The sequence below is a fragment of the Paenimyroides tangerinum genome (genome assembly GCF_003865405.1).
Lineage (GTDB): Bacteria > Bacteroidota > Bacteroidia > Flavobacteriales > Flavobacteriaceae > Flavobacterium > Flavobacterium tangerinum.
This window is the reverse complement of record NZ_RQVQ01000055.1, coordinates 1-13,455: the sequence shown is the minus strand read 5'-3', so window position 1 is coordinate 13,455 and position 13,455 is coordinate 1. Positions and strand designations below refer to the sequence as shown.

The 13,455-nt window shown below is 34.5% G+C and carries 11 protein-coding genes and 1 pseudogene; 11 read left to right on the top strand and 1 reads right to left on the bottom strand.

Annotated elements, in window-relative coordinates:
* Window positions 1-78: 78 nt before the first annotated feature.
* The 11 genes and pseudogenes from EG240_RS17115 to EG240_RS15130 all read left to right on the top strand — a co-directional run.
* Window positions 79-360: pseudogene (locus EG240_RS17115) on the top strand (DUF2490 domain-containing protein); the annotation flags it as partial.
* A 50-nt stretch (window positions 361-410) separates the two neighbouring features.
* Window positions 411-1,661 carry an MFS transporter gene (locus tag EG240_RS15180; RefSeq protein WP_125020201.1) on the top strand — a complete coding sequence of 417 codons (1,251 nt, stop codon included), beginning with the start codon at window positions 411-413 and terminating at the stop codon, window positions 1,659-1,661.
* Window positions 1,662-1,769: 108 nt separating this feature from the next.
* On the top strand, window positions 1,770-2,153 hold the full coding sequence (locus EG240_RS15175) for a hypothetical protein (RefSeq protein WP_235830402.1): 384 nt from the start codon (window positions 1,770-1,772) through the stop codon (window positions 2,151-2,153).
* Window positions 2,154-2,315: 162 nt separating this feature from the next.
* Window positions 2,316-6,638, top strand: a complete 4,323-nt coding sequence (locus EG240_RS15170) for a CusA/CzcA family heavy metal efflux RND transporter (protein ID WP_125020199.1) — start codon at window positions 2,316-2,318, stop codon at window positions 6,636-6,638.
* 1 nt (window position 6,639) lies between these two features.
* The gene (locus EG240_RS15165; protein ID WP_125020198.1) at window positions 6,640-7,767 is read left to right on the top strand and encodes an efflux RND transporter periplasmic adaptor subunit; all 1,128 of its coding nucleotides are present in this window, start codon (window positions 6,640-6,642) and stop codon (window positions 7,765-7,767) included.
* A gap of 76 nt (window positions 7,768-7,843) precedes the next feature.
* Window positions 7,844-8,266: a heme-binding domain-containing protein gene (locus EG240_RS15160; protein WP_235830401.1), complete on the top strand. Its 423-nt coding sequence runs from the start codon at window positions 7,844-7,846 to the stop codon at window positions 8,264-8,266.
* Window positions 8,267-8,534: 268 nt separating this feature from the next.
* Window positions 8,535-11,045 carry a cation-translocating P-type ATPase gene (locus EG240_RS15150; RefSeq protein WP_125020195.1) on the top strand — a complete coding sequence of 837 codons (2,511 nt, stop codon included), beginning with the start codon at window positions 8,535-8,537 and terminating at the stop codon, window positions 11,043-11,045.
* Window positions 11,029-11,235 carry a TetR/AcrR family transcriptional regulator gene (locus EG240_RS17005; RefSeq protein WP_203229327.1) on the top strand — a complete coding sequence of 69 codons (207 nt, stop codon included), beginning with the start codon at window positions 11,029-11,031 and terminating at the stop codon, window positions 11,233-11,235. The genes EG240_RS15150 and EG240_RS17005 overlap by 17 nt, the downstream gene beginning before the upstream one ends.
* A 200-nt stretch (window positions 11,236-11,435) precedes the next feature.
* Window positions 11,436-12,386, top strand: coding sequence for a DEAD/DEAH box helicase (locus EG240_RS15140; RefSeq protein WP_125020194.1), 951 nt, complete (start codon window positions 11,436-11,438; stop codon window positions 12,384-12,386).
* Between the two features lie 30 nt (window positions 12,387-12,416).
* Window positions 12,417-12,842, top strand: coding sequence for a cold-shock protein (locus EG240_RS15135; RefSeq protein WP_125020193.1), 426 nt, complete (start codon window positions 12,417-12,419; stop codon window positions 12,840-12,842).
* Window positions 12,843-12,862: 20 nt separating this feature from the next.
* A complete protein-coding gene (locus tag EG240_RS15130) occupies window positions 12,863-13,054 on the top strand; it encodes a cold-shock protein (protein ID WP_125020192.1) in 192 nt (63 codons plus the stop codon).
* A 54-nt stretch (window positions 13,055-13,108) separates the two neighbouring features.
* On the opposite strand, the gene EG240_RS15125 is transcribed toward EG240_RS15130, so the two are convergent.
* Window positions 13,109-13,455: 3-oxoacyl-[acyl-carrier-protein] synthase III C-terminal domain-containing protein (locus tag EG240_RS15125; protein WP_317127025.1), on the bottom strand; the 347-nt coding region annotated here is incomplete at its 5' end.

The window sequence follows — 13,455 nt, the reverse complement described above, 5'->3', positions numbered from 1 at the left end:
TGAGCCGTTGCGCTATGCTCACTTTAATCCGCTGAAGGTGGTATACTATAGCCGTTTTTTGCATTTGACAATAACCAATCAAACATTACCCGTTTTAGAAATCGTTTAGGCTTTCGTTACGATTTTACAGAACAGGTCAAACTATCAGTGTATGATGAATTATTGCTAAACTTTTCCGGCACAGACAAGACGCATTTTTTTGACCATAACCGAATTGGAATTCAGTTGGAATACTGCATTTTTACTAATCTGAAATTGGATGTTGGTTATCTACGAATTAGCAGATTACCTTTAAAAAGAACTACGTTGTTATATGAAAATAATATTTTTGTAAATGCAACCTATCAATTCAAAAAATAAAAAACACACCATATTAACTACCTAAAAACATTCTTGAAAACAATACATAAGTGGAGCAAAATAAATTAGGATTAAAAGAAAATTGGAAGCAATTTACCCTTTTGGTACTTGTCAATGTGATGGTGGGTGGAATGGTTGGTTTGGAACGAACCGTAGTGCCATTAATAGGTACCGAAGAATTTAAAATACAATCAAATGTCGTTGTTTTTTCATTCATTATTGCATTTGGTGTTGTTAAGGCATTTACCAATCTTATTTCGGGTGTTTTAGCAGACCGATATACTCGTAAGAAAGTCTTAGTTTTGGGTTGGATTATTGGGCTTCCCGTTCCGTTTTTATTGGCTTATGCACCCAGTTGGAATTGGATTCTATTTGCCAATGTATTACTTGGCGTAAGTCAAGGTTTGGCTTGGTCTATGACTGTCAATATGAAAATTGACTTGGTAGGTAAGAAAAGTAGAGGTTTGGCAATGGGACTAAACGAAGCTGCGGGCTACGGGGCTGTTGGATTGACTGCTTTACTAACGGGTTATTTAGCATTGCATTACGGACTGCGACCACAACCTTTTTATGTCGGAATTGCCTACACAATCATAGGTTTATTACTTTCTATTTTCGTAATCAGAGACACTCGGAGATATGCCGAGTTGGAAGCACATCAGATCCAAAAGACCACATCGGGCGAACAATCACATAAACCCAATTTGTGGTGGATATTCAAAGAAACTTCCTTCAAAAACAAAAATCTCTTTTCTATTTCGCAGGCAGGGTTGATAAACAACCTCAATGATGGAATGTCCTGGGGTGTATTTCCATTACTTTTTATCTCATTAGGCGTGGGTTTAGAGGGGGTCGGTTGGATTAAAGCTGTATATCCTGTGGTATGGGGTGTTGGGCAAATTGTAACGGGACCATTAGCCGACAAATGGGGTAGAAAACCCTTGATTGTTTGGGGAATGTTTGTACAGGTACTCGGTCATATCGTTATTGGTTTGGAACTATTTAATCCATTGATTGCTGGTTTAATTGGTTCTGTACTTTTGGGTTTAGGAACAGCAATGGTTTATCCAGCTTTGTTGGCAGCTGTTAGCGATGCTGCGCACCCAAGCTGGCGCGCTTCTTCTTTGGGTGTATACCGCTTTTGGCGTGATATGGGCTACGCCATAGGCGCTTTAATAGCAGGTATTGTTGGTGCTTTTTTTGGACTGATTTGGGCAGTGCATATTGCCGGAATTATCACGCTTTTTTCTGGTATTATCGTTTGGATAAGAATGAAAGAAACAATAGAGAAAAAGGAATAATTAACCTAATTTATAGCTAGATGTATAACTTATATTTAGTATGACTTTAAATAGAACATACACTTAAATTCAAAGCTATTTTTATGTAATTTTGTTTATATGAAAAAGATGTTCGTACTATTTTGTATTTCAATCTACCTTATTTCAACAACAGAACTTTCTCAGTTGTTGAAGTTTCCTGTATTGGTAGAACACTATATCGAACATAAAGATAAAAGCCCAGAGCTAACTCTTATAGACTTCCTTGAAATTCACTACAACAACCATTTAGAAGGTCATCCTTATGATGAGGATTATGAACAAGATCAGAAGTTGCCTTTTATAGCACAGGCTGATGTATTGAGTGTTTGTTTTGTATTTAATCCTCTTATTACTTTTGAAATAAAGAACAAACCTTTTCAAAGTAAACGCCAAAAAGCAATCTCTTTTGATGATGCTTTCTTAGAAAATAGCCTTCTTTCTTCTATTTGGCAACCTCCAGAATTCGTTTAATTATTTATTGGGTTTTCGATTGAATTTACTTGTACGGAAAGTTTTGCCATAAGGCTACTAAATTGCTGTATACGAGTATTTAATTGAAATGACAATGCTTTTAGATGTGTTATAATGTAATCGCGTCTCTAATTCATTTATCTCATTTTTAATAAAACGAATATGTTACATAAAATTATTGAGTTTTCCATTCGGAACAAACTCATCATAGGGCTGTTTACGATTGCCCTCATTGGCTTTGGTATTTATGAAGCCACAAAACTACCTATTGATGCACAACCTGATATTACGAATAACCAAGTGCAAATAATCACGGTGGCTCCGTCATTGGGTGCCACTGATATTGAGCGTTTGGTGACTTTTCCTATCGAGTTAGCAAATAGCAATATCCACGGAATTACAGAAATCAGAAGTTTCTCTCGCTTTGGTCTCTCATTAGTTACTATCGTTTTTGACGATAAAACGGATGTTTATTGGGCAAGACAACAAGTTTCGGAACGACTTCAAACGGTTCAGAATGAAATCCCTGATGGAGTAGGTGTTCCAGAATTAGGACCTATATCAACAGGATTAGGAGAAATTTATCAATATGTATTGCGCCCAGAAAAAGGGTATGAAGATAAATACGACGTTACCGAATTAAGAACTATTCAAGATTGGATTGTTCGTAGGCAGTTATTAGGCGTTAAAGGGGTTGCGGAAGTAAGCAGTTTCGGAGGAAAATTAAAACAGTATGAAATAGCTGTAAATGCCAATAAACTGCAAGCGTTGAACTTAACAGTTAGTGATGTATTTGCAGCTTTAGAAAATAATAATCAAAACACGGGTGGAGCCTATATTGAGAAAGGTCCTACGGTTCTTTACATACGCAGTGAAGGACTTATTGGCAATACAGAAGATATTGAAAGTATATCCATCGCAGCTACTTCAGATAATATCCCTGTGCTTTTGAAAGATGTGGCGGAAGTGAAAATTGGATTTGCAACACGCTATGGTGCGATGACTTACAATGATAAAGGGGAAGTTGCAGGAGCCATTGTAATGATGTTAAAAGGAGCCAATAGCAATGAGGTAATTAAAGATGTAAAAGAACGTATTGAAACGATTAAAAAAACCTTGCCTGAAGGAGTGGTTTTAGAGCCATTTTTGGATCGTAGTAAAATGGTAAATAATGCTATTGGAACGATTGAGAAAAATTTGGCAGAAGGTGCTTTAATTGTAGTCTTTGTTTTGGTATTGTTTTTAGGGAATTTTAGAGCAGGTTTGTTGGTTGCTTCCGTTATTCCGTTATCGATGTTGTTTGCAATCATCATGATGAATTTATTTGGAGTTAGTGGAAACTTAATGAGTTTAGGAGCATTGGATTTTGGACTAATTGTAGATGGAGCTGTTATTATTGTAGAAGCTGTTTTATATCAACTCTATCATGGAAAGAAATTTTTAGATGTAAACAAAATCTCTCAAAATCAAATGAATGAAGAAGTAAGTTCTTCTACATCTAAAATGGTTAATAGCGCCGTTTTTGGACAAATTATTATCCTTATAGTGTATTTACCCATCTTTTCATTAGAAGGTATTGAAGGAAAAATGTTTAAACCCATGGCACAAACTGTTGCTTTTGCATTGATTGGTGCTTTTATTCTTTCTCTAACGTACATTCCTATGATGAGCTCGTTGATTTTAAGTAAGAAAACAAAGCACAAACCTAATTTTTCAGACAAAGCCATGGCACGTGTAGAAAGCGTTCATCATAACGCTCTTGAAAAAGTATTGCATTTTCCTAAAACAGTTATTGCCCTTGTACTTGCTCTTTTTGTGTTTGCCATTTTCACGTTGTCTAACTTGGGAGGAGAATTTATACCCGCTTTAGAAGAGGGAGATTTTGCTGTCGACACACAGGTTTTAACAGGTAGTAATCTTCAAACCACAATCGATTATACGCAAAAAGCTGCGGGTATTTTAAAGTCTGAATACCCAGAAGTAAAAATGGTAGTAACTAAAATTGGAAGTGGCGAAGTACCAACAGATCCAATGCCCATGGAAGCTAGTGATATGATGGTTATTTTAAAAGATAAAAAAGAATGGACTTCTGCCAAAACTTTTCCTGAGCTCGCAGAAAAAATGAGTCAATCATTAGAAGCTGTTCCGGGAATTAGTACTGGCTTTCAATTTCCTGTTCAAATGCGTTTCAATGAGTTAATGACAGGTGCCAAGCAAGATGTTGTTTGTAAGATTTTTGGAGAAGATTTAGATAGTTTAGCTACTTATGCACATCGTTTTGGAGAAATCATTAAAACGGTAAAAGGGGCAGAGGATTTGTATATAGAGCCCATTACAGGAATGCCACAGCTTATCATTAAATACAACCGCGCTAATATTGCGCAGTATAATTTAGATATTTCAACAATTAATAAATTGGTAAATACTGCTTTTGCAGGGCAAAGCGCAGGACAGGTATTTGAAGGAGAAAAACGGTTTGATTTGATTGTGCGTTTAGATGAGAAGCAAAGAGAACATTTTGACGATATTAGAAATCTCTTAGTTCCCATTCCAAATGGTGGACAAATTCCATTATATCAATTAGCGGCAATTTCCATAGAAAATGGTCCAGCTCAAATTCAGCGTGAAGATGCTAAAAGACGAATTGTAGTAGGCTTCAATGTGCGTGGTCGCGATGTACAAAGTATAGTAGATGAACTACAAATTAAAGCGGATAAACAATTGAAATTTTCACCAGGTTATTATGTAACGTATGGCGGTGCTTTTGAAAATCTTAATAAAGCAAAAGACAGATTGATGATAGCAGTTCCCGTATCCTTAATTCTAATTTTTATTTTGTTGTATTTCGCTTTCCACTCGCTCAAACAAAGTTTGATTATTTATAGCGCTATTCCTCTTTCTGCTATTGGAGGTGTTTTCTTCCTTGCTTTGCGGGGTATGCCGTTTAGTATAAGCGCTGGAATCGGGTTTATTGCATTATTTGGTGTTGCGGTATTGAATGGGATTGTATTGATTGCTGAGTTTAATAGATTACGGGAATCTGGTGAAACAAATTTAATCACTATTGTTCTCAATGGTACGCGAACTAGATTACGCCCCGTTTTAATGACAGCTTTTGTAGCTTCATTAGGTTTTTTACCAATGGCATTGAGTAACGGAGCTGGTGCAGAAGTGCAACGTCCTTTAGCTACTGTTGTTATCGGAGGTTTAATGATTGCAACTTTCCTTACGCTTTTTGTGTTGCCTATTTTATATGTTTTATTTGATAAATTGCATTTGCCTAAATTGAAAAGGCTTTCAAAAAAAGGAGTGCTTCTATTATTTTTGACTGTAAATCTTTCAGCATTTTCTCAGAATATAACATTGGAAGATGCACTTGTAATGGCTATGGATAATAACTTAACTCTGAAAAGTAAATCGTTATTAGCTACTTATGCAGAGAAACGTATTTCTACAGCTGCCAACCTTCCTCAAGCAGACGTTACAGCTGAATTTGGACAAATAAACTCAGCTACTTCAGACCAAAAGTTTGGAGTTAATCAGTCATTTAGTTTTCCTACTGTATATAATAAACAGAAAAAAGTTCTTAAAGAAGAATGGAATGCAGCAGTTATTGCAACCAATCTTAATAAGCTTGAAATTAAAAAAGCAGTTACCGAAATGTTTTATCATATTCTAGTATTGCATGAAAAGGAAAGAGTTTTAAAAAGTTCAGATGCTATGTATGAATCGTTTTTAGAAAAGGCAACACTTCGCTTTGATAAAGGAGCAAGTAATGTTCTTGAAAAAACAGCGGCTGAACTACAACGAGAAAATAGCGCTATACAGTTAAAAACTTTGGTTACTGAAATTGAATTGACAAAGATTCAGTTACAGCTCATGTTGAATACAGAGATCTCTTATGAGCCTGTTGCAAATAAAATAACGATAGAATCTGTTTTAATAGATCCTAATATCGATTTAGGAAGTCACCCATCATTTCAGCAATCTATTCAAGAAGTAGACCTAGCTAAAGCCAATGTGAAATTGGAAAAAGCAAAGTTGTTACCTAGTTTATCTGTAGGTTTTTTTAATCAAAGCTTTAATGATCTAAACAAGAATCGATTCAATTCTTTTGAAGTAGGTATTAGTATCCCTTTGTTTTTTGGAGGACAGAAATCTCAAATTAAAGCAGAAGAACAAAAGGTTTTGTTTGCAGAAAACGAATTAGCCTATAAAAAAGTAGAATGGGAATCTATGTATGAAAAAGCGATAGAGGAATTAAATACCCAGTCAGAAATCGTGAACAGTTATGAGCAAAAACAATTGCCAAGAGCGCAACTAATACTTAAAACAGCTCAAGAACAATTTACCCTAGGAGAAATAGACTATTTAGATTGGGTAATGTTGAGCAATCAAGCCATTCAAATTAAAAATGATTATTATAACAGTGTGCTGTTACTTAATCAAAGTATCATAAACATTCAATATCTTATTTCTAAATAACATGAAAAATATCATCATCATTCTCGCTTTCTTTACATTGATAAGTTGTGGAGAAAAAGAAAAATTAGCAGAAGAAATAGTTCTAGAAGAAGTCAATAACAGTTTAAAATTAACAGATGAAGAATTAAAAACTTTTGATTTATCAACAGTTGTTTTACAAGAAAGAACTATAACAAAAAACTTGAAACTAAACGGAGAACTAAATGTTCCACCACAGAACTTAGTTTCAATCAGTAGTGCATTAGGAGGCTATGTAAAGTCAACTAAACTATTGCCAGGAATGTTTGTTAGAAAAGGAGAAGTACTTGCGGTAATAGAAGACAACCAGTTTATTCAGTTGCAACAAGATTATCTTACAACTAAGACGCAATTAGTAAATGCCGAAGCAGAGTACCATCGTCAGAAAGATTTAAATCTAAACAAAGCAAGCAGTGACAAGGTCTACTTACAAGCGGAAGCTGATTACAAAACATTGCTCATTAGCAAGAGTTCTTTAGAACAAAAGTTGAAATTAATTACCATTGATCCCAATAAGGTTTCAGTAGCTAATATTCGTGAGAGTATTTCAATTTACGCCCCTTTCAACGGCTATGTATCAGACATCTTTGTGAATATAGGTAAGTATATTTCGCCAAATGATGTTTTGTTAGAATTGATTAACCTATCTGATTTATATTTAAAATTAAAGGTATTTGAACAAGATTTGGATGCCATTGAAATTGGACAGTCAGTAACCGTTTATACAAACAGTAAACCTGATAAGAAGTATGAGGCAGAACTCATTCAAATAGGTAAAAGTTTTTCGGCAGATAGGGCAGTAGCGGTTTATGCAAAATTAAAAGAGGTTGATCCTAAGTTAATACCAGGCATGTATATGAATGCAGAAATTACAGTACCTGAGAACAAAACTAAGGCACTTCCAGAAGAAAGTGTGGTCTCTTTTGAAGGGAAAGACTATGTGTTTGAGATTTTAGACTCAAATACATTTGAAATGATAGAGGTACAGGTCGGAAACTCGGGTAATGGCTGGCTTGAAATTAAAAATGCAGCAACATTACAAGATAAAAAAATAGCCGAAAGGGGAGCGTATGCCTTGTTAATGGCATTGAAAAATAAGGGAGAAGAATAAAACACCAAACATTAGTTTTAACAAAAATAAAGTAAAAATGAAAAAATCAACATTTAAAACGCTAGCATTAGTTATTGTGCTAGTACTCGTAATTATTCAGTTTTTTGGAATAGAAAAAAATAATAATCCTATAGCGTCTAAAAATGCTATAGAAGAACATTACAGCGTTCCTCCCAAAATACAGCAATTATTAAAAACAAGTTGCTACGATTGTCATTCCAATAACACCACATATCCGTGGTATAGCAATGTACAGCCAGTAAAATGGTGGTTAGATGATCATATACGCGATGGTAAAAAACATCTGAATTTCGATGAGTTTAATACTTATACAATAAAGAAAAAGTTGCACAAGTTGGACGAAGTAGTAGAAACCATCAACAAAGATGAAATGCCATTAACTTCCTACACATTGATTCACGATAATGCAAAATTATCTGCAACCGATAAAAAAGAAGTGGAAGCATGGGTAAACGAATTAAAAAAAGAGATTCGATAAATCTCTTAGCTTTTATGTTTCATTTTCCTTAGCCATAAAGTCACCGTCCAAATCATTGTAATACCAAATAAAACAAAAAGAGGTAGGTAGTAATTTTCAAAAAAACGATGAAAGTAACTGCCTACAATGGTGTAGATACTGGCAACACAAAGTTTAAACAGTATAAACTCTTTATTTGCCCAAGTGGTTTTAGCGTTGAAGAAGCCCATGTTTTATTAATTTAAGTACAATAAAATTACTATTTTTAAAATGTTAAATCATCATAATTATGCAATATAATATACCTGAACATTTAAAAGGACTTGACGATAGTGAGGTAACTGCGTCACGAAAACAACATGGTTATAATAAAATGGCTGGTGTTCACAAAAGTTCAGGACTAGAATTGTTGTTGAACATATTAAAGGAACCCATGCTTATCTTGCTTTTTGCAATTTCAGTAATCTATTTCATTGTAGGTGATTATGGAGAAGCTGTGTTTATGTTATTGGCAATTTTTGCGGTTTCTGCTATTTCTTTCTATCAAGATACTCGAAGTAAAAAAGCTTTGGAGGCTTTGGAAGAACTCAATGAACCGTTGAGCAAAGTAATTCGAAATGCACAACTTGTTGAAATTCCGACAAATGAAATTGTAGTAGGTGACCTTTGTATAACCGAAGAAGGAAAGATGATTAATGCTGATGGTATCATTGTTCACAGTAATGATTTTTCAGTTAACGAATCTTCGTTAACAGGAGAGAGTTTATCTGTTTTTAAGAATAGCGAAAGTGACGATAGACGGATATATTGTGGAACATTGGCTGTTTCTGGGCTTGCAGTCTTTAAAGTCGAAGAAATTGGAGAGCAGACGCGAATCGGAAAAATAGGTAAATCACTTGCAACAATCAAAGAAGAGATTTCACCTTTACAGCTTCAAATCACAAAGTTCGTAAAAGCAATGGCAATTGTGGGGATTATTATCTTCGTTATTGTTTGTGTAGTCAATTATTATCACACCCATAATCTTGTGGATAGTTTGCTTAATGGACTAACACTAGCTATGTCAGTGCTGCCTGAAGAAATACCTGTAGCATTCACTACTTTTATGGCGCTGGGAGCTTGGAAACTCATGCGTGAGGGAATTATTGTTAAGCGAAGTAGTATTGTGGAAACATTAGGGAGCACGACTGTTATCTGCACAGATAAAACGGGAACCATTACCGAAAACACGATGCAGTTAAAGCATCTTTACGATTATCAATCAGATAAAATTTATGAAAAAAAAGAGTTTAATCAGGACAAACTTGCGCAACTAATTGACTATGCAATGTGGAGTAGTGAACCTGTGCCTTTTGATCCCATGGAGAAAACATTGCACAGCGTTTATGAACAAACCCAAAAAACGGATCAAAGAAAGGATTATACCATGTTTCACGAGTATCCGTTAGAAGGAAAACCTCCCATGATGACTCATCTTTTCGAAAATGAAGCAAAAAAGCGAATTATTGCAGCAAAAGGAGCGCCAGAAGCTATTCTCGCTGTTTCATCACTTTCGGATGCGGAAAAAGACAAAATTCGTAACATTATTAAAACGTTAGGACAGCAAGGGTTTCGTATTTTAGGAGTGGCTTCATCAAATTTTGAAGGAAATAACTTCCCAGAAAGACAACAAGATTTCAACTTTGAATTTCTGGGATTGGTTGTGTTTTATGATCCGCCTAAAAAAGGTATTCAGGATGTCTTCAAACATATTTATGACGCAGGAATTAAAGTTAAGGTCATCACTGGTGATAACAAAGACACAACCAAAAGTATTGCAACACAAGCGGGTATTGCGCATACAGAAGCGGTGATTGAAGGTAAAGAGATTATGGAATGTTCGGAAGAACAACTTTTACAAAGTGTGGAAGAAAAAGTATTGTTCACAAGAATGTTTCCAGATGCTAAACTGGCTGTGGTTAATGCTTTAAAAAAGAAGGGAGAAGTAGTGGCTATGTTGGGTGATGGGGTAAATGACGGTCCTGCGCTTAAAGCTGCGCACATTGGTGTGGCAATGGGCAGTAAAGGCACAGAGATTGCAAAGGCTGCCGCTGCTTTAGTGATTACCAATGATGATTTGGATAAACTCATTATCGGAATTGCATCGGGAAGACGAATTTATGACAATATTAAAAAAGCCATTCAATATATTATTTCTATTCATATTCCAATTATCCTTACGGTTTCTTTACCCTTGTTTTTAGGTTGGATATATCCACAGATATTTACTCCTGTACATGTTATTTTTTTAGAATTGGTTATGGGACCAACGTGTTCTATCGTATACGAAAATGAGCCTATGGAAAAGGATACCATGTTACAGAAGCCAAGAAGGATGACTGACACATTTCTTAATTGGAAAGAGTTGATGATCAGTATTATTCAGGGATTGGTGATTACCGCAGGTGTATTGTTTGCCTATCAATGGGCTGTTCAGAATGGTGGAAACGAAGAAAAAACAAGAGCAATGGTTTTCACCACCTTGATTTTCGCCAATATTTTATTGAGCTTAACCAACCGCTCGTTCCATTACAGTTTGTTTGAAAGTTTCAAGAACAAAAATTATTTATTTGCTGTGGTTAGTGGTTTAGCTCTAATCCTGCTGTTTGCAATTTTGTATGTTGAGTTTTTCGCTAATTTCTTTCACCTAACTGGATTGAAAATTGAAGAATTAGGTACAGCTGCGGGGATTGCTTGTGTATCAGTATTATGGTTTGAAGTTTATAAATGGATTAGAAAACTAAATCATTACTCGGATTGATACGTTTGGAATTAAAAACCTGACAATCAAAACTTTGGCTACCGACATCAATTTGTCGGAATCAGCTTTGTATCATCATTTTAAAAGTAAAAATGATATTTTGCTTGGGCTGCTTAATTATTTTATAGCGGAAATGAAAACACGTATTAATAATATTCCTATAAATCGTAATGACTCGGCGGGGCTATAGTTTGTTCGTCGCTTCTATTTGTATAAGAAAAAGAGAATTGATACTTTATTTTCTCAGTTATGGAATTAATTTATGATTTGCATACTTACACTAAAGCTTTTACCTACATAAATTCATAGATTACTGAATAGAAAACTAAATAATAGCTTCATCGAGGGAATAGCTATTCTCATCTGCTAAAAGTAGAGCTTGGTCGACAAATGTTGCCAGATTTAATTTTTTATTTGAACTTAGCAGGAATGGAAGAAAAGATCGTAAATCAAAATAAAGTCACTAATTTAGTAGGAGTTATCCTATTGGCGATATTAATATTTTTAATGATACCGCTCTCTTATGGGATGCAACTGCCTTTTGTCTATTGGATCAATCAAATTATTTTCTTTTTATTATTACTTAGTCTTCTGTTTCTGAACACGAAATGGTTGGCTCCAAAGTTATTGGATTTAATCTCTCAGGGGTACATTGATTTGGCACATATTGAAATACTTGTACTTGATGAGGCTGATCGTATGTTAGATATGGGATTTGTAAATGATGTTAAAAAGATTCTAACAAAAGTACCCGTAAAAAAGCAAACACTTTTTTTCTCGGCAACAATGCCGCAAGAAATAAGAAAATTTTCTCAGTCAATTCTTAAAGAACCCATAGAAATTAACGTAACGCCAGTATCCTCAACAGCAGAAACTGTGAAACAGTCCGTTTATTTTGTAGAGAAGAATGAAAAATTTGATTTGCTTGTTCAAATTCTTGATGATAAGAAGATTAATCGTTCATTAGTTTTTGCAAGAACTAAACATGGTGCCGACAAATTAGTTAAAAGCTTATTGTTGTCTGGAATTCATGCAGCTGCAATACATGGTAATAAATCGCAAAATGCAAGACAACGTGCATTGGATGATTTTAAAAGTTCTAAAATACGAGTACTTATAGCTACAGATATTGCTGCTAGAGGTATTGACATTAATGAATTACCACATGTCGTTAATTATGAATTACCAGATGTACCTGAAACATATGTTCACAGAATAGGTCGAACAGGACGTGCTGGATATCATGGAACATCGGTTTCATTTTGTGATCGCCAAGAAAAGAAAGAATTACAAAGTATACAAAAACTAATTGGCTTTAAAATGGCTGTTGCCATACAATAAAGTTTAATTAATAATCAAATAAGATAAATTATGGCAGAATCTTTTACTAAAAAAGAAAATACCAAGAAAAAAATAAAAAGATCCAAAGATAAGCAACTTAGAAGAGACGATCGTAAAGAGAACAACAATAGGGGCAAAAATTTTGAAGATATGATTGTTTACGTAGACGTGAATGGCCATTTTACAGCTGTTCCTCCTCATCTTCAGAATAGAGATGCTGACTTAGCAAAAGCTAAAAAAGCACAAGAATCTGCAGCACGTCATAACGATGATTTCACGGGAATTGTAAATTACATAAGTGATAAAGGTTTTGGTTTTATTACAGAAGATGAAACAGGTGAAAGTGTTTTTTTTCATATAGGTCAACTTACTCAAACTTTTGAAAAAAACAATAAAGTAACATATAAAAAAGAATTAGGTGCAAAGGGTTACCAAGCAGTTGATTTAAAAAAATAATAAATTAAATAATAACAAGAATGCAAGAAGGTACAGTAAAATTTTTCAATGAAACTAAAGGTTTTGGTTTTATTTCTCAAACAAATGGTAATGAAGACGTATTTGTTCACAACTCAGGATTAATGGAAGACATACGTGAGAACGATGATGTAACTTTCGACATTGAGCGCGGACAAAAAGGTCTAATGGCTGTTAATGTTAGAAGAAAATAACCCAAAAGGTTTTTATATCTAAGGCATGTAATTTTTTTACATGCCTTTTTTTATTTAAATCTTATACAAGATCGAATTTATATTCATCCCAGCTCCTACTGATGCTAAGAGTATAACATCACCTGGTTCTAATTTATGGTTTTCTAACTCATCATGTAAAACCATAGATAGTAAGCTTGGTACTGTCGCTACAGAACTGTTCCCTAATGTACTTATAACCATTGGCATAATATGATCGGGAATTGGATAGTCATAAAGTTTATAAAACCTTTTTAAAATTTCCTCATCCATCTTCTCATTCGCTTGGTGAATGATTATTTTTTTTAAATCTTTGATTTCATGGATAGAACGGATAAAGTGAACCACTCGCAGCGGATGAAAGTGAGCATAGCAAAGCAAGT

Excerpts from the sequence above, each read along its gene's own strand:
- EG240_RS15175 (WP_235830402.1), top strand. The coding sequence starts at position 1,770 with ATGTTCGTACTATTTTGTATTTCAATCTACCTTATTTCAACAACAGAA.
- EG240_RS15170 (WP_125020199.1), top strand. The coding sequence starts at position 2,316 with ATGTTACATAAAATTATTGAGTTTTCCATTCGGAACAAACTCATCATA.
- EG240_RS15165 (WP_125020198.1), top strand. The coding sequence starts at position 6,640 with ATGAAAAATATCATCATCATTCTCGCTTTCTTTACATTGATAAGTTGT.
- EG240_RS15150 (WP_125020195.1), top strand. The coding sequence starts at position 8,535 with ATGCAATATAATATACCTGAACATTTAAAAGGACTTGACGATAGTGAG.
- EG240_RS15140 (WP_125020194.1), top strand. The coding sequence starts at position 11,436 with ATGTTGCCAGATTTAATTTTTTATTTGAACTTAGCAGGAATGGAAGAA.
- EG240_RS15135 (WP_125020193.1), top strand. The coding sequence starts at position 12,417 with ATGGCAGAATCTTTTACTAAAAAAGAAAATACCAAGAAAAAAATAAAA.
- EG240_RS15130 (WP_125020192.1), top strand. The coding sequence starts at position 12,863 with ATGCAAGAAGGTACAGTAAAATTTTTCAATGAAACTAAAGGTTTTGGT.